General features: G+C 50.5%; 17 protein-coding genes. 5 read left to right on the top strand and 12 right to left on the bottom strand.

Annotated features, from left to right (window positions below; all coding sequences use genetic code 11):
* Positions 1-12 precede the first annotated feature (12 nt).
* The 5 genes from hemC (at position 13) to ACJJI7_RS07860 (ending at position 5,603) form a co-directional block, all read left to right on the top strand.
* Positions 13-930, top strand: a complete 918-nt coding sequence (hemC, locus tag ACJJI7_RS07880) for a hydroxymethylbilane synthase (RefSeq protein ID WP_444902350.1) — start codon at positions 13-15, stop codon at positions 928-930.
* A gap of 11 nt (positions 931-941) precedes the next feature.
* Complete coding sequence (locus ACJJI7_RS07875) at positions 942-1,712, top strand: uroporphyrinogen-III synthase (protein WP_444902351.1); 771 nt, start codon at positions 942-944, stop codon at positions 1,710-1,712.
* Positions 1,713-1,825: 113 nt separating this feature from the next.
* Positions 1,826-3,175, top strand: coding sequence for a uroporphyrinogen-III C-methyltransferase (locus tag ACJJI7_RS07870; RefSeq protein WP_444902352.1), 1,350 nt, complete (start codon positions 1,826-1,828; stop codon positions 3,173-3,175).
* Positions 3,172-4,422, top strand: a complete 1,251-nt coding sequence (locus tag ACJJI7_RS07865) for a heme biosynthesis HemY N-terminal domain-containing protein (protein WP_444902353.1) — start codon at positions 3,172-3,174, stop codon at positions 4,420-4,422. Before ACJJI7_RS07870 ends, ACJJI7_RS07865 begins: the two co-directional genes overlap by 4 nt.
* Positions 4,423-4,532: 110 nt before the next feature.
* Complete coding sequence (locus ACJJI7_RS07860; protein ID WP_444902354.1) at positions 4,533-5,603, top strand: alpha/beta fold hydrolase; 1,071 nt, start codon at positions 4,533-4,535, stop codon at positions 5,601-5,603.
* Between the two features lie 211 nt (positions 5,604-5,814).
* On the opposite strand, the gene ACJJI7_RS07855 is transcribed toward ACJJI7_RS07860, so the two are convergent.
* The 12 genes from ACJJI7_RS07855 to ACJJI7_RS07800 all read right to left on the bottom strand — a co-directional run bounded on the left by ACJJI7_RS07855 (position 5,815) and on the right by ACJJI7_RS07800 (position 19,166).
* Complete coding sequence (locus ACJJI7_RS07855) at positions 5,815-6,144, bottom strand: hypothetical protein (protein WP_020413661.1); 330 nt, start codon at positions 6,142-6,144, stop codon at positions 5,815-5,817.
* Between the two features lie 1,613 nt (positions 6,145-7,757).
* Complete coding sequence (gene ubiD / locus ACJJI7_RS07850) at positions 7,758-9,224, bottom strand: 4-hydroxy-3-polyprenylbenzoate decarboxylase (RefSeq protein ID WP_444902355.1); 1,467 nt, start codon at positions 9,222-9,224, stop codon at positions 7,758-7,760.
* A 156-nt stretch (positions 9,225-9,380) separates the two neighbouring features.
* The gene (rbp, locus tag ACJJI7_RS07845; protein ID WP_020413665.1) at positions 9,381-9,650 is read right to left on the bottom strand and encodes an RNA-binding regulator; all 270 of its coding nucleotides are present in this window, start codon (positions 9,648-9,650) and stop codon (positions 9,381-9,383) included.
* A gap of 270 nt (positions 9,651-9,920) precedes the next feature.
* Entirely contained in the window at positions 9,921-11,180 is a 1,260-nt protein-coding gene (gene rho, locus ACJJI7_RS07840; RefSeq protein ID WP_020413666.1) for a transcription termination factor Rho, read from the bottom strand.
* A 370-nt stretch (positions 11,181-11,550) separates the two neighbouring features.
* Positions 11,551-11,880: a thioredoxin TrxA gene (trxA, locus tag ACJJI7_RS07835; protein WP_020413667.1), complete on the bottom strand. Its 330-nt coding sequence runs from the start codon at positions 11,878-11,880 to the stop codon at positions 11,551-11,553.
* Between the two features lie 141 nt (positions 11,881-12,021).
* Complete coding sequence (gene hemW / locus ACJJI7_RS07830; protein WP_444902356.1) at positions 12,022-13,245, bottom strand: radical SAM family heme chaperone HemW; 1,224 nt, start codon at positions 13,243-13,245, stop codon at positions 12,022-12,024.
* The gene (rdgB, locus tag ACJJI7_RS07825) at positions 13,229-13,846 is read right to left on the bottom strand and encodes an RdgB/HAM1 family non-canonical purine NTP pyrophosphatase (protein WP_444902357.1); all 618 of its coding nucleotides are present in this window, start codon (positions 13,844-13,846) and stop codon (positions 13,229-13,231) included. Before rdgB ends, hemW begins: the two co-directional genes overlap by 17 nt.
* Positions 13,847-13,943: 97 nt before the next feature.
* Entirely contained in the window at positions 13,944-14,396 is a 453-nt protein-coding gene (locus tag ACJJI7_RS07820) for a DUF4426 domain-containing protein (protein WP_020413670.1), read from the bottom strand.
* A 141-nt stretch (positions 14,397-14,537) separates the two neighbouring features.
* Positions 14,538-15,128: a methionine biosynthesis protein MetW gene (gene metW / locus ACJJI7_RS07815; RefSeq protein WP_020413671.1), complete on the bottom strand. Its 591-nt coding sequence runs from the start codon at positions 15,126-15,128 to the stop codon at positions 14,538-14,540.
* A complete protein-coding gene (gene metX, locus ACJJI7_RS07810) occupies positions 15,118-16,323 on the bottom strand; it encodes a homoserine O-succinyltransferase MetX (RefSeq protein WP_444902358.1) in 1,206 nt (401 codons plus the stop codon). The genes metW and metX overlap by 11 nt, the downstream gene beginning before the upstream one ends.
* Positions 16,324-16,438: 115 nt before the next feature.
* A complete protein-coding gene (locus ACJJI7_RS07805) occupies positions 16,439-18,406 on the bottom strand; it encodes a dynamin family protein (RefSeq protein WP_020413673.1) in 1,968 nt (655 codons plus the stop codon).
* Positions 18,407-18,557: 151 nt separating this feature from the next.
* The gene (locus ACJJI7_RS07800) at positions 18,558-19,166 is read right to left on the bottom strand and encodes a YggT family protein (protein WP_020413674.1); all 609 of its coding nucleotides are present in this window, start codon (positions 19,164-19,166) and stop codon (positions 18,558-18,560) included.
* Between the last annotated feature and the right edge of the window lie 37 nt (positions 19,167-19,203).

Raw genomic sequence — 19,203 nt, 5'->3', positions numbered from 1 at the left:
TGATCGAGCAGTATGTCCATTTCCCGCATCCGTATCGCCACTCGCGAGAGCGCCCTGGCCCTTTGGCAAGCCAATTACGTGAAGGGCCGTCTGCAGCAGGCATATCCCGAGCTTCTGATTGAATTACTGCCTATGACCAGTCGTGGCGACCAGGTTTTGGATATCCCCCTCACCAAAGTTGGTGGTAAGGGGCTCTTCGTGAAAGAGCTGGAGGTGGCAATGCTGGAGGGGCGCGCAGATATCGCCGTACACTCCATGAAAGATGTACCTATGGAGTTTCCACAAGGCTTACACCTGCCTATCATTTGTGAACGCGAAGATCCCCGCGATGCATTTGTCAGCAATCTCTACGGCAGTTTTGAAGAGTTGCCCCAGGGCGCAGTGGTCGGCACTTCAAGCTTGCGTCGCCAGTGCCAACTTCTAGCACAACGCCCTGATTTACAGGTCAAGTTTCTGCGCGGCAACGTAAATACTCGTTTAGCCAAGCTCGATGCCGGGGAATACGACGCGATTATCCTGGCTGCTGCCGGCCTGCTACGCCTGGAAATGCCAGAGCGCATCCGCAGCTTCCTCCCAACGGATCTACTGCTGCCCGCCGGTGGCCAGGGCGCCGTAGGCATCGAAGCCCGCTGCGATGCTGAGCTGGAAGCACTTCTACAACCCCTGCATTGTGTAGAAACTGCCTCTCGCCTCCGCGCCGAACGCGCCCTGGTCAAGCGTTTGAACGGCGGCTGCCAGGTACCTATTGGCTGCTACGCCGAATTGAATGAAGACAGCCTGTGGCTGCGAGGCTTGGTAGGGAGCCCCGACGGTACAACCATGATTCGCGCCGAGTGCCGCGGTGCTGCCTCCGACGGAGAGACCCTTGGCACCCAGCTGGCGGAGCAACTACTGGCCAGTGGCGCCGACAAAATTCTCGACGCTCTCTGAGCACTCTTAAAATGCCCAATCACCTGCGTGGCAAGCGTATATTAACCACCCGCCCAGCTCACCAGTCGGGGAGCTGGTGCACTCTGCTACAGGCAGAGGGCGCTCAGGTGGAAAACATTCCCATGCTGGGTATTGAGCCCCTCGAGAGCGACGATGCCCGACAGGCAATCAAAAAACGTATCCTCGATTTTGATCAAGTGGAAGTGGCAATTTTTGTCTCACAGAACGCCGTGCACTATGGAGTGAATTGGCTGGAAGACTACTGGCCACAATTACCACAAGGACCGCGCTACTATGCAATCGGCGCCGCCACAGCAAAAGCCTTGGATGCTCGAGGCATTCCCTGTGAGCAAAGCGGCGCTCATATGAATTCTGAGGATTTGCTTGGCCTGCCATCGCTGCAGGAGATTAGCGGGCAGCGTATTCTTATTTTCCGTGGCAGTGGCGGGCGCACTTTGATTGGTGACACCTTGGGCGCTCGTGGTGCTCGGGTGGATTATTGCGAGCTATACAATCGCACCCTACCCAGTAACTCTCAGGAGCAACTGAGAAAGTATGGCGTTGATGCAGACGCCATTACTGTGCATAGTGGTGAAACACTCACAAATCTATCCTTTTGCATCGAACAAACTTCAATGGAGCAATTGCGCCAAGTAGCGCTTATCTGCCCAAGCGCCCGGGTTGCCGGGCAGGCAAAGGGGATCGGCTTTTCCGTGGTCCACACTGCTATCAATGCCAGCGACAAAGCTATGCTGGAAGCTCTGCACCGTGCACTGAACTGAGTTTCCATCGGATTCTCCGCCCTATTTGGTAAAAGTTCCCAAAACAGCGCCACCCCGACTATAAAGGCCGGTGCCACTCGCTATAATTCGACGACAATTTTCAGCTTCGCTCCATGCCCATGACCAACGAAAAACCCCAGGACAACAACTCCGCAAAAAAAGTAGCGCCCACTTCCGCGGATAAGGGCAAGGCGGAAAGCACAAGTAACTTCGCCAAAGCGACACAAGGGAGGCCCGCTGGAAGTACTGCCAAAGACAGTGGTGGTAACTGGTGGTGGTTAGTATTTTTCCTGCTGGTAGTAGCTCTCATCGCTTTCGTCTGGTTCAGCTGGCCTCAACTAGGCAGTCGTATTAGTGCTTACCTGGGTTTCTCACCATCAACTGGTAATGAGTCACGCCAGGTTACAGATACATCCCAAACGCGGCAGGCTAATACAGAACAACGGGCAGAAGAGCCTACTGAGAAAGCACCAACCACTGATGGGCTGTCGAACCAGGCACATTCTGAATCAGGCTTTTCACAGCCCGCTCAAACACCCGGCCAACCGACCACTCCATATCCTAATCAGCAGCTCATCCAGCTGCAGCAGGCCGATGCCAGCCTACGCAATCAGATTCAAGCACAAGCAAATACTATCTCGGAACTGAAACAGCAACTGGCCAGCATGCAGCGCAGTATCACTGCGCAGGGCAATCGCTTGAGTGAGCTGGGTAATGTGAGCCGCCAGGACTGGCAGCTTGCTGAGGCCGATTACTTACTGCGCATGGCCAATCAGCGCCTTATGCTGGAAGATAACAGCCGCGCTGCCCTGGGCCTGGTGGAGAAAGTCGACAAAATACTCCGCCAAGTTAACCTGCCTGATTTATATGGCGTACGCCAACAATTGGCGAAAGATATCACCGCACTGAGACTGGTCGAGAATGTAGACCGGGAGGGGATTTACGTGCGCTTACGTGCCCTGGAGGAGCAGTTGATCCGCGCCAATATTCAACCGGAATTCACCATGACCCAGGCCCAGGAAGATGAGCCTAAGGCGGAGCCTGCACAAGTCGATCAGGCTCCCTGGGAGCGCAGTTGGCAGCGATTTACCTCCTTCCTCCGTGATTCAGTTCGCCCCATTGATGGTGATATCAACCCTGTCATGCTCTCTCCGCAGAGTGAAACACGCTTTCGCCAGACCCTGCGTTTAAATATGGAGCAGGCGCAGCTCGCTCTGCTGCGCGGCGACTCTAGGGTATACAAGGATGCCCTGGACAGTGCCCGCGAGCTGCTATTGACTTATGGCACTGCCAACGCTCAGCGCAATGCGCTGGCCGAACAGCTGGCTGAGCTAAGCAGACAACCCATCCTGGCGCAAATGCCTGATCTAAACGCCTCACAGTTAGCCCTGTACAACTATATCGAGCGCCTGCATAAAACCTCCGGCCAAGGTGGTCCTGCACTGGAGGAGACAGCTCAGTGAGAAAGGTCCTTTTTATCGCTATAGCGCTGCTACTACTCGGCGCCCTGCTGCCACAAATCAATCAAAATTATCCGGGATATCTGATCATCGGTTTTGGTGGCGCATTGAACAAAGGTTATGAGATGAATCTCTGGTTCGCCATAGTCGCATTGGTGTCCCTGTTATTCGCTTTCTTTATACTGGTCTGGCTCGCGCGCAGTCTGTTTCGGGCGATTAGAGGAAGTGTCGACCGTCTTCGTTTTGGCCGCCAACGTATCGCCCGTCGGAGGCTCACCAGCGGTTTGGTGGAATTTATGGAGGGCAACTGGTCCCGCGCACGGCGGCAGCTTTTGAAAAGTGCGCCACGCTCTGAAGCACCATTGATCAATTATCTGGCAGCGGCGCGTAGCGCCTTTGAACTGGGCTTTCGCGAGGAGGCCAATGAGCTTCTGGCAAAAGCAGAAGCTTGCGGAGAGGATACCCGCCTTGCCGTGGCTCTCAGTCAGGCACGTATGCAGCTCCAGGACAAACATTATGAGCAGTGTATCGCCAGCCTTAAAAGGGCCAAACAACTAGAGCCCAAACATCCCGCCTTACTGCAACTGCTAAAACAGGCTTATTACTCTCTGGGCGACTGGAGCAGCCTGCGTGAGCTTCTGCCAGAGTTGGAAAAACACGCCAACATGCATGATGAAGAATTGCAGAAGCTAGAATTGGAAGTTTACCAGCACCAGTTGAATGAGGCTGCAAACCGCAATGACAGTGAAATATTACAGGGTGTCTGGCACAGTCTGAACGGGCGCTGGCAGCGTAATATGGAGTTGCGCAATCTATATACACGGCTACTGCACCAGATCGGTGACGATATCGAAGCAGAGAAACATCTACGCTGGCTACTAAACAGAGAGTGGAACCCCAAACTGGCTGATTTATATGGCTGCCTTACTGGAGCTGATTCTTCTGCACAGCTTTCTGCCGCCGAGGGCTGGCTTAAGGAATACGGAGAAAGTGCCGACCTCCTCACTTGCCTCGGCCGCCTGTGTATGCGTAATGAGTTGTGGGGGAAAGCCCAACAGTATTTAGAAAAGAGCCTGTTGTTACGTCAAGACCCAGTAACTTCCGCTGAACTTGCCCGCCTGTTCGAAGCGCTGGGAGAAAAAGACAAAGCCGCACGGCTTTTCCAGGAAGGGCTAATGCAAGCGGTTAAAGACTTACCACAACTGCCTATGCCCAGCCAGGACAAACCCCTACTCGGCGTGCATGCCTGACGCTTTTCCCCGCGGGCCCACAATTCCTCGGGCCCTTTTTCTAGCGCAGCCGAATCTCTCTATAGTGTGCATTCTCTGTCACTATTCAGGCAAATAGGATAGGAAGGCCAATGAAACCCCCCAGTTTTTACATTTTTATCAGCATTTTGATATTTAACACTCTAGTGCATGCCTATGCTCAGGCACCGGTAAATAATCAGATCAAACCACAGGATGCACTCCTGAGCGATTACAAATACCCCTATCCGGTAAAGGTATTCCAGCAAACGTGGCAAAATCAGCCTGTATCCCTCGCCTACATGGATGTACCAGCCTTCGGAAAAAGAGCCCAGCGAGGTACTGTCCTACTTTTACATGGCAAAAATTTTTCTGGTGCTTACTGGGAAGACACCATTGATGCGCTTAGCCAGCTGGGTTACCGAGTAGTTGCACCAGACCAGATTGGCTTTGGGAAATCCAGTAAACCCCTACGCCAGTACACCTTGCACAGTATGTCCGCTGATACCAAAGTACTGCTGGATCACCTCCGGATAACCGAGGTTGCGCTGGTTGGCCACTCTATGGGGGGCATGTTAGCAGTGCGCTTTGCACTGATGTATCCACAGGTAGCCCAGAAGCTCGCTCTGATAAACCCTATCGGCCTTGAGGACTGGAAGCGCGTTGTACCCTATGAACCATTGCAAAAAGCTATCGCCAGGGAACAAGCACAAACACCGGAAAGTATCCAACGCTATATGTCCAACGCCTACTTTGCAGGGGAGTGGCAAGCCCGGTATACACCCCTTCTCGGTATCCAGGCCGGTTGGACCCTAGGACCCGATGCCGCCCATATGGGCATGATAGACGCACTTACTTCCGAAATGGTTTTTACCCAGCCTGTACTTTATGAATTTTCCGATCTGAAAGTGCCAACCTTACTCATTATCGGTACCCGAGATCGCACTGCCATCGGCCGCAATCGCGCACCTGCGGCACTTCAGAGTTCCCTTGGACGTTATGATCAGCTGGGCCGGCAAGCCGCCGAAGCAATCCCTAATGCGAAACTAGTGGAACTTACCAACGTCGGACATATCCCCCAATATGAAGCTTTTCCCGCATACTTCGATGCACTGAGCCACTTTTTACAAAAAGAAAATTTTCACTCAGCAAGAGGGAAACCAAATAAGCACACTGGAAAATAAACAGTGATTCTCTATATATAAAATTGCAGATTAAGGGTAAGAAGAATTGTTATCTCCCCTCAGGCTCGGAGAAGAAGAAAATAAACCTTGGGATGAGATTTGTTTGTATTGAATTTTGACTGGATAATAACTTAAGCAGGGTCCTTAGGGTAGGCTCCCTGCTTGCAGAAAACAGACTTGTTAAAGTACAACTGAAATCCAAATAAAGTAACTAGATATTTGCAAACATTCCCGCAAATAGCAACATGGCAAAGAAAGTGATTACCCCCTGCAGTAAAGCAATAAGAATTGCTTTTAAGAAACCAGTGCCTAAAACCAGCATATAGGCAATTGCCGCTAATGGAATCGTTAGTAGGACACCTGCACTGTCACTAACTCCAGGCAACATCCCACCAACAATCCTCTGAATAATTAATGCTAATAACAGAGCAAAAAGACAATAAAAAACCCCTGTATTTCTTGCACCTAACATAGCAGCGGCCAACTTTAATGGCAAAACAAGAACTGCCACCATTATGATTACAAAAATAATCAATTCCATTTTTTACCACTCCTTCATTTTGTATTTATTTAAAAAATCCCCACAATCGATATTTCTCACCAAGTGATGCTTAACTTATCAGGTCGTCGCCAATGGATAAAATATAGCCTTGCAACCAAGGCAGGCTACATCGACGGCACTTTTTTGAACTTATGGCACTAAAGTTCTATATCTCGAGTATCATACTACTTTATTGGAATTTCGTTTAAGCAAACGCATAAAAAAAGATGGCAGGAAAAATCACAGCCCCTCTTTATTCAATGAAATAAGCGTCAGTAATTTTGCTTAGGGAGCAATGACAGCTTATCTACGAACTAACATCATCTCAGGCGGAACAAGACTGCCTGCCTCAATATAGCTTTCTCTGCGTAGCAGTTTGTCGTTTTCCAGTCATTTAAAAGCCAAATCGTGCTGATGATTTACTAAAGAATTTTTTAAGCTTGTAACATCCATAAATGTGAAAGCTAACTGCTCATCACTTACATGGCCTTCTAGCCATAAGCGTGGTTGATTCCCCTGGGGACAGTAATGTGCAGCAAGAAGAGTTCCATTATTCATATGGTATATGGTAAGTGAGCGGGATTGTCCATCATAGATCCAATTCTCAATTAGTACAGCACCACCAGCCATTTGAGAAAAATTAATATAGAATTTCTCCCGATCAGACCCTTCTTTTTTCCAATCCCCCTCAAGAGATTTTATACGATCAAATGCCCATTTTACGTTAGAACCAGATTCGGCTGCATTTACAGCTACAACTGTTAAAGACAGGGCTAATAAGCATGCTTTTAAAAAAACGTAATTTTTTTCTCAACATATTCGACATATCTAATCATTGATCTAAAAACCAGAAAATAAATTTCCACTACTTGTTTTTAAAATATGACCTTTATATTTATTTGCACTTTACTAATCACCTCTGCCAGCTTACAGTTTAAATCCGCTCTATTTTAGTAAATTATTTGACCTATCAATCATAGTCCCGCCTCAAAATATTCAAACGACAAATATATTACTAAGCTTCTTAACCGGCCAGTAGTCTTTTTCATCGCATAAGCTGATTTAGTATCAACGCCCCGATTCACAACCAAGATAAATCCATCTTTACGTTCAATATCAAAATACATTGACGCAAACAAGTTCAGGGCTGGCCTCATTTATCCTGTGAAACCATTGCGATCCTGCCAAAAGAAACGCTCTGAGTCAGAAATAACTTCTGACAATCGGAAGCGAAACATTCCGTTACACATGGATTCAGAAAAAACTTTTCTGTCTTATCTCGGGTATAAATTTCCTAATATTATTAACACCTATGCCTTTTTCTTATTCACCTGGTAATGCCATCACAAATATTAAAATAAAAAAATGACAGTACTAATTGAGTAAATTATTTTCTTAAAAATTTCTCATCCACACTTTTAAGAATTTGCAAAGACTCCACCATAAGAGGTCACACGCACTACTTATAGATGTAAACAAATTGATATAAATAAATCAGAGATACAACAAACTACAGCTGCTAGGCAAGCGAACCAGTAAGCAGCCGTAGGCAGAACACCCCAGTGTTGCTCCAGCACGAAGGGGATAGAAAATTAAAATTATCGCTAACGAAATTATCCAAGACCCAACTTGGACCAAATCTCGTCGACTTTTTTAACTACCATCGGGTCTCTTTCAATAGGATTACCCCATTCTCTATCAGTTTCACCCTGCCACTTATTAGTGGCATCAAAACCAACTTTGGAGCCCAAACCCGATACTGGAGAAGCAAAATCCAGATAATCAATCGGAGTATTTTCTACCATTACGGTATCCCGAGCTGGATCCATGCGGGTTGTCATAGCCCAAATAACATCATTCCAATCTCGCGCATTTACATCATCATCTGTGACGATAACAAACTTGGTGTACATAAATTGGCGCAGGAAAGACCAGACCCCCATCATCACCCTTTTTGCATGGCCGGGGTACTGTTTCTTCATGGTCACCACGGCGAGCCGATAAGAACAACCTTCAGGAGGTAGATAGAAATCGACAATTTCCGGGAACTGCTTCTGTAAAATCGGCACGAACACTTCATTGAGAGCCTCACCCAAGATCGCGGGCTCATCCGGTGGCCGTCCGGTATAAGTGCTGTGATAGATTGGGTCCTTGCGATGAGTAATTTTCTCAACAGTGAAGACAGGAAAGCTATCTATCTCATTGTAATAGCCGGTATGGTCTCCATATGGCCCTTCATCGGCCATATCATCGGGATAAATGAATCCCTCCAACACATACTCTGCACTGGCAGGAACTTGTAAATCACTGAGCAGTGCATTGGTTACTTCAGTTTTATCACCACGCAACAGGCCGGCAAATGCATATTCAGACAGTGTATCCGGTACTGGAGTAACAGCCCCCAGAATGGTGGCGGGATCTGCGCCCAGTGCTACAGCAACGGGATACGGTTGGCCGGGATGTTTTTTACACCAGTCGCGAAAATCAAGTGCACCGCCACGATGACTGAGCCAGCGCATAATCAAGCGGTTTTTACCAATCAGCTGCATTCGGTAAATACCTAAATTTTGGCGCTTCTTCTCTGGTCCACGAGTTATCACCAAGGGCCAGGTCACCAGGGGCGCTGCATCTCCTGGCCAGCAAGTTTGAACAGGCAGCTTGTTGAGGTCCACCTGCTCTTTATCCAGCACAACCTGCTGGCAGACTGCTCCCTTGACCACTTTTGGCCCCATATTCAGAACCTGCTTGAAAACTGGCAGTTTTTCCCAGGCATCCCGCAAATTTTCCGGAGGCTGTGGCTCTTTAAGAAAGGCCAGCAGTTCACCGACCTCACGCAATTCACCGATATTCTCACGCCCCATTCCCAGAGCTACCCGCTCGGTAGTACCAAACAAGTTTGCAAGTACAGGGGTTTCAAAGCCTACTGGATTTTCAAAAAGTAGGGCCGGACCGCCACTGCGCAACACGCGGTCTGCAATTTCCGTCATCTCGAGAATCGGATCTACAGGGTGCTGAATCCGCCTCAATAGGCCCCGCTTTTCCAACAGCTTGATAAAGTCGCGCAGGTCTTTGTATTTCATGGATTACCGGACGATGAAAATAAACTAACGCGCAGTGTAAAACAGAAAAGACAAAATGGGGAATGGCGCCCTGGTCAGGGTGCTTAAAATAAGGGGGGAGAGTCGACCCGCAAGCGCTAAGCTGCGGGCCGAAAAAATCTTAAGCTTGTCGCAAGCTTAGAAGCGGGGGCGGCGCGGACGATCTTCGCGGGGCTTAGCTTCGTTAACACGGATGTTACGGCCGGACAGTGGCTGGTCGTTCATCTCTTCGATTGCTTTACGCGCTTCATCGTCGTTAGGCATTTCTACGAAACCGAAGCCTTTAGAGCGGCCAGTCTCACGGTCGGTGATTACAGTAGCCCGAGAGATCTCTCCGAATGCGCCGAAAGCTTCGTGCAGGTCGTCAGAGGTTACCGCGTAGGCCAGATTTCCAATATAGATATTCACAAAAGGTTCTCACTAGATGTGTGGGCTGTCGTGCAGTCACAAATGAATAACCAGCTCCACCAGATTATTCATTTGAGATTGGCCCTTTGACGGAGTATCTCCTGAGCCAATTCGGTCGGGCGCCGCTTAATAAAATTCATACCCAGCGCCACGATGTGGAACTTTATATGCCTAATAGCTCGCCTTTTCAACATTAATCAGCGCAAATAATCGCCTTATTCAATCCAGAATATAAAAGGCGCCTGAATCGGCGCCTTTTATATACAAAAATTATTTCCGTTTCATGGACAGGAAGAATTCGTCATTTGTCTTGAAATCTTTCAACTTATCCACTAGGAATTCCGTTGCTGCTACATCTTCCATATCGTGTAACAGTTTACGCAAAATCCATACCCGCTGTAATTCGCCCTCTGGCATTAGCAACTCTTCGCGGCGGGTACCGGAACGCCGTACATTAATGGCCGGGTATACACGCTTTTCAGCGATCTTACGATCAAGCTGCAATTCCATGTTACCAGTACCTTTAAACTCCTCGAAAATCACTTCGTCCATCTTCGAGCCAGTATCAATTAGTGCAGTAGCAATAATAGACAGACTTCCGCCTTCTTCAATATTCCGTGCAGCACCAAAGAAACGCTTGGGCCTCTCCAGGGCATGGGCATCCACACCACCGGTCAGTACCTTGCCAGAACTGGGTACGGTGGTGTTATACGCACGTGCCAGACGAGTAATAGAATCCAGCAAAATAACCACATCTTTCTTGTGCTCCACCAGGCGCTTGGCTTTTTCAATCACCATTTCAGCAACCTGGACGTGACGAGCAGGCGGCTCATCAAAAGTAGATGCAACCACTTCGCCGCGAACAGAACGCTGCATCTCAGTCACCTCTTCCGGGCGCTCATCAATCAACAGCACGATCAGGTGACATTCGGGGTTATTGCGAGTTATGGCTTGCGCCATATTTTGCAGCATGATGGTTTTACCGGCTTTTGGGGGAGCCACGATCAACCCACGCTGCCCTTTACCAATTGGGGCCACTAAATCAATAATTCGGCCAATAAGGTCTTCGGAAGAGCCATTACCGCATTCCAGACCGAGACGTTCGTTAGGGAAAAGGGGAGTAAGGTTTTCGAAAAGAATTTTATTACGGGCGTTTTCGGGTTTGTCGAAATTAATTTCGTTAACCTTTAAAAGAGCGAAATATCTCTCACCCTCTTTTGGTGGGCGAATCTTTCCGGAAATTGAGTCACCCGTACGCAAATTAAAACGGCGAATCTGGCTAGGGGAAACGTATATATCATCCGGTCCCGCAAGATAAGAGGAATCAGCAGAACGCAAAAATCCAAAACCGTCCTGAAGGATTTCCAATACGCCATCGCCGTAAATATCTTCACCGCTTTTGGCGTGGCGCTTAAGAATATTGAAAATAATATCTTGTTTGCGCGACCGAGCCAGGTTTTCCAGGCCCATACCTTTGGCTATTTCAATCAACTCTTCAATGGGTTTGGTTTTTAATTCGGAGAGATTCATACCAATTGCTTATTAAGGTTTCTGTTGTCATTTGGCGCGGACACGCCGGAAATTATTTTGGGGAGGGGTTTGAAAATCAGAGATTTGCTCGTTTATTTGCCCAGTACACTTAGGCACCCGTACCTATCAAAAGCGTAATACCTATCAAGCTTTGGCTCTACATAATCAAAAGGCAGAGCACTACCAATTAAGCTCAATTCGAGGAATATACACGCCGGGAATGGTCAGGGACCCTGTGGAGGGGCGTTATCTTCAGCTGGTCGTCACTGGATTCACAGCTGACTGAACTATTACAGAATTACAGCCAGTATAACGGGTGTTTCCCATCCTGCAAAGAAATTTACCCTCTTCACAGGATGGAGCGGCAGGATTACAGCTGGCTATCGATAAACTCAGTCAGCTGGGCGCGAGACAGAGCACCAACCTTGGTACCTTCCACGTTACCACCTTTGAACAACAGCAGGGTAGGAATACCGCGCACATTGTATTTAGCCGGGGTTTCCTTGTTTGCATCCACATCGACTTTGACAATCTTCAGCTTTTCGCCGTAGTGACCCGCCAGATCATCCAGAACCGGAGCGATCATTTTGCACGGACCGCACCATTGAGCCCAAAAGTCCACCAGCACCGGACCTTCGGCTTTGAGAACCTCAGCTTCGAACTCGGCGTCAGTTACATTGATGATTGCGTGCTCGCTCATATTGCTTTCCTGTTCTTTAGTTACACAATGCGGTGCCACCGCGGACGCATCATCTCACGATGGGGGCTATGAGAGTACAGCCAAAATGCGCCATTGAACGCGTAGATTGGGGCGCAGTTGCACTTTTCAAGTCCCCTGGGCTCACGGCTGTTCCAGAAAGCGCTGCAGAATCTCATCAAGATAGTCGAAGCCAAAAGCACTGGCAGCAATACGTTGCTCCAGCGGCTGAACCAGATCCATCGCCAGCAAGGTCGGCCATTGTCGCTGTAAAGTCTCCAGGGCCAGGCCGGTATAGTACGCAAAAGTGCCTTTCGGCACCCCGCCGGCTAGGCGCAGGGTGTTCATCAGGAACTCCAGAGGCAAATCGGCCTTTTCTATTGCATCGGCATGGGGCGCTGCCAGCTCCCTGTGCAACAACTCGCTCCCCGAAGCTGCAAAATTCATGTAATCCCGCGGCGTACGTGTGCGCCGACTGCGCAGGATTCGACCTTCATGAGGCAGGGTGACCTTGCCGTGAGCACCTGCACCTATACCTAGATAATCCCCAAACGACCAGTAATTGATGTTGTGGCGAGATTCCAAACCGCGCCCACTATAAGCAGATATCTCATAGCGAAGGTAACCTTCTGCAGCGAGAAACTCGCGCCCGCTACTCTGTATGCTGGCAATCAGCTGTGAACCAGGTGTGGACGGTGGAGCACTGTAGAAGGCGGTGTTCGGCTCAATCGTAAGCTGGTACCAGGAAATATGTTCCGGTCCCAGGGACACAGCACGGCGCAGATCCTCCAGTGCCTCATCTTCCGTCTGCCCTGGCAGGCCGTGCATCAGGTCCAGGTTGATATTGTCAAAACCGGCCCTGCGCGCCATAGACAGGGCGCCGGCAGCCTCATCACCACTGTGGATGCGGCCCAGGTTATGCAACTGCGTGCTATTGAAGCTCTGCACCCCGATCGACAAGCGATTGATGCCTGCCCTACGGTAGCCGTTGAATTTTGCCTGCTCAAAAGTACCGGGATTGGCTTCCAGGGTAATCTCTATGCCTTCGGCAAAGCCCACCAGCTCTGCAGCCATAGCCACAATTTCCCCGATAGCATTTGCGGAAAATAAGCTTGGCGTGCCGCCGCCAAAAAAAATCGATTGCAGCTTACGCCCCTGAACCCAAGGCAGTTGACTTAACAAATCTCGCCGCAGCTGAGCCACATACTCCTCTTGCGGAAGGGCATAGGCAGTATCTGTGTGATCCCTCGCAGCCTGGTGGGAATTGAAGTCACAATAGGGGCATTTGCGTATACACCAGGGAATATGCACATACAGGCTGAGAGGCGGCAGCTGCAATAACCCACTGTTATCATTCAAGATCAGCACCCGTCATCTGCTCACGCCACATAGCCTCAAACAGCCCTACAGCCCGAGCGCGATGGCTCAATCGGTTTTTTACCTCTCGCGGTAACTGAGCGGAAGTCATGCCCTCTGAAGCTACATAGAAAAGCGGATCGTAACCAAAGCCCTGCTCTCCCATGGGCGTCTCCAGTATGCGCCCACGCCACTGGGCGCTACACACTAATGGCACCGGATCGTCATAGCTACGTACGAAAGCCAGGGCACAATGAAAACTCGCACTGCGAGCCGATGCTTCAATCCCCCGCAAAGCATCAAGCAACTTACTGTTATTGCGTTCATCATTCGCCCCTTCACCGGAATAGCGCGCAGAGTAAATCCCAGGAGCGCCGCCCAAAGCATCTACCGCTAAGCCGGAATCGTCAGCCAGCGCGGGCAAACCGCTGATGCGGCTAGCATGACGGGCCTTGATCAAAGCATTTTCGATAAAGCTCAACCCAGTCTCCTCGGCGTCTTCCACACCAAACTCCGATTGGGGCAGAACCTGAATATCCCAAGTACTGAAAAGCTGCGAGAACTCTCGTAGTTTGCCGGCGTTGCCGCTGGCTAAGACAATTTTTTTTAGCATGTTGCATCAACTAAAAAGCGGGCCGAGGCCCGCATCGATTCTCAATCAAATGAAAGGTGCGCCACCGCGTCTAGATACAAACAAAACGCTGAAGCGGTTAAGGCCTTTCCAGTTTGCGGCGGAAAGTAATCCTCTCCTTTTTACCATTGGGTAAGGTGACATCCACATTGAAGGTAAGGGTCTCTTCATTCTCAAAGCGCAACGGCGCCAAGTAGTAAACCGCATTGCCGTCGCGGATCTCTTTAAACTTCAATGGGCGCGATTGCTGGATCAGATTGGTTGCATTGCCGGTCAGCTCTGCACCAAGGCCCCGGGTACCACCATCTTTCTTTACCACCGAGACATTGACATAAGCGCGATCCCTGGCTCGCGCCAGCTGATACTTCTGGGCGATATCAGGCTGGATAAAGTCGCTGTTGAACACAGAATAAACTACCCGGTAGTCACCAAAATCCTCATAGTTCTTTATGATACGGGCCTCTTGCGCAACGGCACCGGCGGTCATAAAAAGCAGGGCCAGAGTGGCGGCTGCGGCAAGGATGCGTTTCACGCTTCACCTCCAATTGTTATGAGCACCACCTATTGAGTTGGCGGGCGCTGGACTGCGACGGCGGGCCACTATCTGTGCGCCACCCACCAAAAGCTGCGATCTGCCCCGAACCAAGGACAAAAACTTGGCGCAAATATTAGTTTAGCGAGTTAGGTGATATATCGCTGTCTCACCAAATAAATTTGGTAAAAAGTCTTTGAAAGTCACACCAATTTTCGACTCGGATACTACCTGGCGGTGTAAAATAGTCCAGTCGTTCTGTTTGCACAGCACTTCAAAGTCACGAAAAGTACAAAAGTGAATATTGGGCGTGTCGTACCACTCAAAAGGTAATAGATCCGAAACTGGCATTCGTCCGGAAAACGCCAGGTGCCAGCGTGCCCTCCACTGCCCGAAATTGGGGAAAGTGATAATACAGTCGCGCCCCACCCGTAACATCTCCCGTACAACCTCGTGCGGATGCCTCAGGGTCTGCAGAGCCTGTGTCATGACCACTGCGTCGAAACTACCGTCAGCAAAGTTACCGAGCCCCGTATCCAGGTTCTGCTCAACTACATTAACGCCACGCTCCACACACAATTCTATTTGTTCCGGGTCAATCTCCAAGCCATAGCCAATAACATTCTTATTTTTCCCCAGCTGCTCCAGCAGTGCACCGTCACCGCAGCCCAGGTCCAGAACACGACTATTGGGCGCTATCCAGTCCTGGATAACATCGAGATCAATACGCATAGCACCCCTCCTCTATTATCTCAGCGGCCACTCGTTGCATATATGCGCGGAAGATCCCCTCATAGCGTTCGTTTGGCAGCAGGAATGCATCATGCCCCATAGCGGACTCAATTTCGGCATAGCTTACCGAAACGTTAGCGTGCATCAGAGCATTGACGATCTCCCGAGAGCGATCGGGGGCAAAACGCCAATCGGAGGTGAAGGCAACCAACAGGAAGCGACAACTGGCATTGGCAAATGCCGCCACCGGATCATCTTTGTACTCCCGCGCAAGATCAAAATAATCCAGCGCACGGGTCATCAGGATGTAGGTATTGGGGTCAAAGCTGCTGGAGAAGCTATCGCCCTGATAGCGCAGGTAACTCTGGATTTGGAATTCCACCTCCTCATCAGAACCCGGCTGAAAACTGCCAGTGCGCAATTCGCGCCCAAATTTATTGGCCAGTCCATCATCGGAAAGATAAGTAATGTGACCGATCATACGCGCCACAGCCAGACCACGCCGCGGTAATTTCTCCCTCTCAAGGTAACGCCCACCACAGAAGTCCGGGTCAGAGGTAATAGCCTGACGTGCAGTTTCATTAAAAGCGATGTTCTGGGCTGAGAGTTTCATAGCTGAAGCAATCACCACACAATGGCGCAGTCGCTCTGGGTACTCCAATGCCCAGCGCATAGCCTGCATTCCACCCAGGCTGCCACCGATGACCGCTGCCCACTGCTCAATACCCAATAGATCCGCAAAACGCGCTTGGCTGTGAACCCAATCACGTACTCTCATTGGGGGAAAATCCGGTCCCCAGGGCTTGCCTGTGGTCGGGTTGATAGAAACCGGGCCGGTAGAGCCGTGGCAGCCACCCAGGTTATTCAGGGAGACCACGAAGAATTTGCTGGTATCAATAGGCTTACCAGGGCCAATGTAGTGGTCCCACCAGCCCGCCCGCTTGTCATCAGGGCTGTGCCTACCAGCAGCGTGGTGATGGCCTGATAGGGCATGGCAAATCAAAATCGCATTGCTTCTATCAGTGTTTAGTGTTCCGTAAGTCTCGTAGACCAGGGTGTAGCCTTGTAATACACGCCCACAGGCAAGCTGTAATGGCTCAGTAAATTCTTGTTTCTTGGGCGTAACAAGGCCTACTGAGTCCGCATCAGCGGTATTCTGGCACTCTCTGGAAGCGGCGGGGTTTTCCGTAGACAAAGTGTTTATATCTGTCGGGTTATTTGGCGGTTGGCAAATGCTGATGCCTCAAGTGTACGGGAGCGCCGCGACTTATGACAATCACTGTAACCGCCAATTAAGCCTCCACTCCAACTCAACTCGAGAGGGAGGCCTTCAGTGGTGTGACATTATGAGCCCGAGGTGCAGGAGCCAACGGCTGCGGTGCAGAGCTGCTATGGCGCAGCAATTCTTCAAGTGCCGTCAACGCACGATCGTTGCGCAGTACTTCATCTTCAAGCGTGCGCAGGTCGGTGCGCCTACTGCGGGTCTTCTGCTTCAACTCGGTAAGCTTAATCAGGTGGCGATTGAGCAGGTGTTTCTGGTACTGAACATGTTGTTTCAACGGCTCAAGGGCCTGCTCCAACCAGCTTTCCGCAGCAACTCCCATTTGGTTGTAGAGGCGCCCCACCTCACTGGCAAGGGTGGTTATAAATCGCTCACTAAGGCGATTGCGTCGAGCAAGCAATAACTGTGGAGAGCGGCGCAGCTGGGCCGCCTGACGATGTAAACCACGCAGGGTGGCACGGAATTTCCGGACAGTGAAATACTGCTCGACGCTGTCGACCTTCTTCAGGCTGGAACGCTCAAAAACCGCATCGAGTAACCGATTTGCCTGGTCTACCTCCCGCTCCAGGTTGGCGAGTTGGTGATCGACACCTTCCATGAAAGTGTCGATAGCCTTGGCCAGCCCCATGGGTGTCCAACTTTTGTGCAGCGCTTTGCTGGTGTCATCAATCAGTTGCTGCAGCTGCTGAGTGGAAATTGGCGCCAAAAGAGACGTACTCTGCCGCATCAACATGCGCTGGCTGGACTTTAGAGTAAGCAGTTCGTGGTGGCAGAGCTTGTGCTGCTCCTTCACAGTCTGCTGCAGCTGGCCCAGTTCTGCCAACTGCTCCTCGGTGCTGGCACTATTGCGCTGTAAGTGTACCAATGCGGCACGGCCGCTATTAAGGCGGCGCTTGAGGAGATCGCGGGTGTCCGCCATCAGCGTAAGGGCCTGGTGCAATGAGCGATGCTCTGCCACTTTTTGGCGGTGCTCCAACAGGCGCTGCACCAGCAGCTTTTCGAAATCGCCAAACCGGCTGTTACGCAATAAGTTCAGATCCTGCTGCTGGCGCGCAAGTAATGCCATTTTCGCCGAGACACCAGCAACGCTTTCCTGTGGTACAGACAACAGTTTTGCCACCTGGGCACTCATACGCCGAAGTAGCAGTTCCGCGTCCTCATCGGGATCATCCCAAAGTACATCGACCTTATTCAACAGCGCCATCACTGCAGTGCCGCGGTGATCGCGCAGCGGAGCCAGGTGGGTCTCCCACATATTCATATCGGTGCCACTGACGCCGGCATCCGCGGCCAATAGAAAGGCCACAGCCTGGGCGCTGGGCAGTGTACTCAATGTCAGTTCCGGCTCGTTGCCGAGAGCGTTGAGCCCCGGCGTATCGATAATACGCAACCCCTGGTCAAGCAGAGGATGTGGCAGACAGATCAATGCATAACGCCAGGCGGGGATCTCTACCAAGTTGCCTTTATCATCCAAGTGGCGACGATCAAAGCCGTAACGCGCAGCTTCTTCAGGCAACACTGATTTGGTCGCAGCCACCTTCAATAACGCCGTGCGAGTAGCCTCGGGATCATTGGCATCGAACTCGTGGGTAATCCACTTCTGCGGAATCCGGCGAAAACTCTCCAGGCTGGTATTGGTAGCGAGGGTCTCTATAGGCAACAGTCGCAGACTGGCACGCTCGCTGCCATCACTGAAAATTTCCGTAGGGCACATTGTGGTGCGGCCAGGTTTAGATGGCAGCAGCCTCTGGCTGTAGGTCTGTGATAGCAGAGCATTAATCAGCTCGGTCTTGCCACGGGAAAACTCACCGACCAATACAAGGGTAAATTGATCATCGGTGAGTAAAGCACGTGCCTGCTGGACAACCTGGCAAGCACCGGCTGAGTTTGGGAAATGTTGCTGTAACCACTGGTTGAACTGGGCAAACTGGCGGTCCAGGTTTTTCTTCCAACGGTCGTAATCGGAGATGTGCTGGCGAAGGAGTGCGTCTTCCATTTCACGGTGTTCTTGTTATCTATACCCTGCAGACAAGACCCCAACACTCCGAATGCGAGTATTGGGATGGTCAACCTTAAGTATAAGAGTCTAACACCGCGCCAAATGCGATCCAGTGCGCGCGCCGCAAGAAAACTTGCGACATCACCACTTAAAATCCGGGGATATGCCAGAAAAGGCTGTAGACGAAAGCTGGCATATTTGCCATTTGTGCAAAACCAAACAGCAATTTGTCTGCCACTGTCAGCAGGATAAACACGAAGATCGGGCTGATATCAATCACCCCCAAAGGCGGTATCAGGCGGCGTATCGGCGCACAAAATGGTTCGAGCAACTGACGTAACAACATCAAAGCAGGGTGGCCACTATGGGGCGCGATCCAACTGAACACGATCGAAATCAACATTCCTACAAAAACAACCGCAATCACCGTCGCTACACAGCCGATCAGAGACCAAAGCAGTGCACTCAAAGGATTAAATAGGCCATAGCCGGCGAACAGGCCACAAACCAAAATCATCACCAACCCCACCAGAAGTGCCAAAACCAGCGAGGCCATGTCCACACCGAGAAACCCCGGCACCACCTTGCGCAGTGGTAATAACAGCGGATTGGTAATTTTCACGATGCCCTGGGAAATTGGATTGTAAAAATCTGCGCGGGCCAACTGAAGCAAAAAGCGCATCAAAACCACAAACAGGAACAGGATACCGAGGGTTGCCACCAGGAAGACCCCGATATTGCTGAAGGTATTTGCCATCGAAAAGTTCCAAAAATTTGAGTGAATTACAGCGCTC

It is taken from the genome of Microbulbifer variabilis (genome assembly GCF_056232115.1).
Note: the sequence above shows the minus strand (reverse complement) of the source record. Positions and strands in the feature narration are given on the sequence as shown.

What these genes read in the sequence shown, in the direction of transcription:
- metW (WP_020413671.1), bottom strand. Translation starts at nt 15,128, where the DNA reads ATGCGTATTGATCTCGATGTTATCCAGGACTGGATAGCGCCCAATAGT.
- ACJJI7_RS07805 (WP_020413673.1), bottom strand. Translation starts at nt 18,406, where the DNA reads ATGGAAGACGCACTCCTTCGCCAGCACATCTCCGATTACGACCGTTGG.
- rdgB (WP_444902357.1), bottom strand. Translation starts at nt 13,846, where the DNA reads ATGCTAAAAAAAATTGTCTTAGCCAGCGGCAACGCCGGCAAACTACGA.
- ubiD (WP_444902355.1), bottom strand. Translation starts at nt 9,224, where the DNA reads ATGAAATACAAAGACCTGCGCGACTTTATCAAGCTGTTGGAAAAGCGG.
- ACJJI7_RS07875 (WP_444902351.1), top strand. Translation starts at nt 942, where the DNA reads ATGCCCAATCACCTGCGTGGCAAGCGTATATTAACCACCCGCCCAGCT.
- trxA (WP_020413667.1), bottom strand. Translation starts at nt 11,880, where the DNA reads ATGAGCGAGCACGCAATCATCAATGTAACTGACGCCGAGTTCGAAGCT.
- hemC (WP_444902350.1), top strand. Translation starts at nt 13, where the DNA reads ATGTCCATTTCCCGCATCCGTATCGCCACTCGCGAGAGCGCCCTGGCC.
- ACJJI7_RS07800 (WP_020413674.1), bottom strand. Translation starts at nt 19,166, where the DNA reads ATGGCAAATACCTTCAGCAATATCGGGGTCTTCCTGGTGGCAACCCTC.
- ACJJI7_RS07860 (WP_444902354.1), top strand. Translation starts at nt 4,533, where the DNA reads ATGAAACCCCCCAGTTTTTACATTTTTATCAGCATTTTGATATTTAAC.
- ACJJI7_RS07855 (WP_020413661.1), bottom strand. Translation starts at nt 6,144, where the DNA reads ATGGAATTGATTATTTTTGTAATCATAATGGTGGCAGTTCTTGTTTTG.
- rho (WP_020413666.1), bottom strand. Translation starts at nt 11,180, where the DNA reads ATGAATCTCTCCGAATTAAAAACCAAACCCATTGAAGAGTTGATTGAA.
- ACJJI7_RS07870 (WP_444902352.1), top strand. Translation starts at nt 1,826, where the DNA reads ATGCCCATGACCAACGAAAAACCCCAGGACAACAACTCCGCAAAAAAA.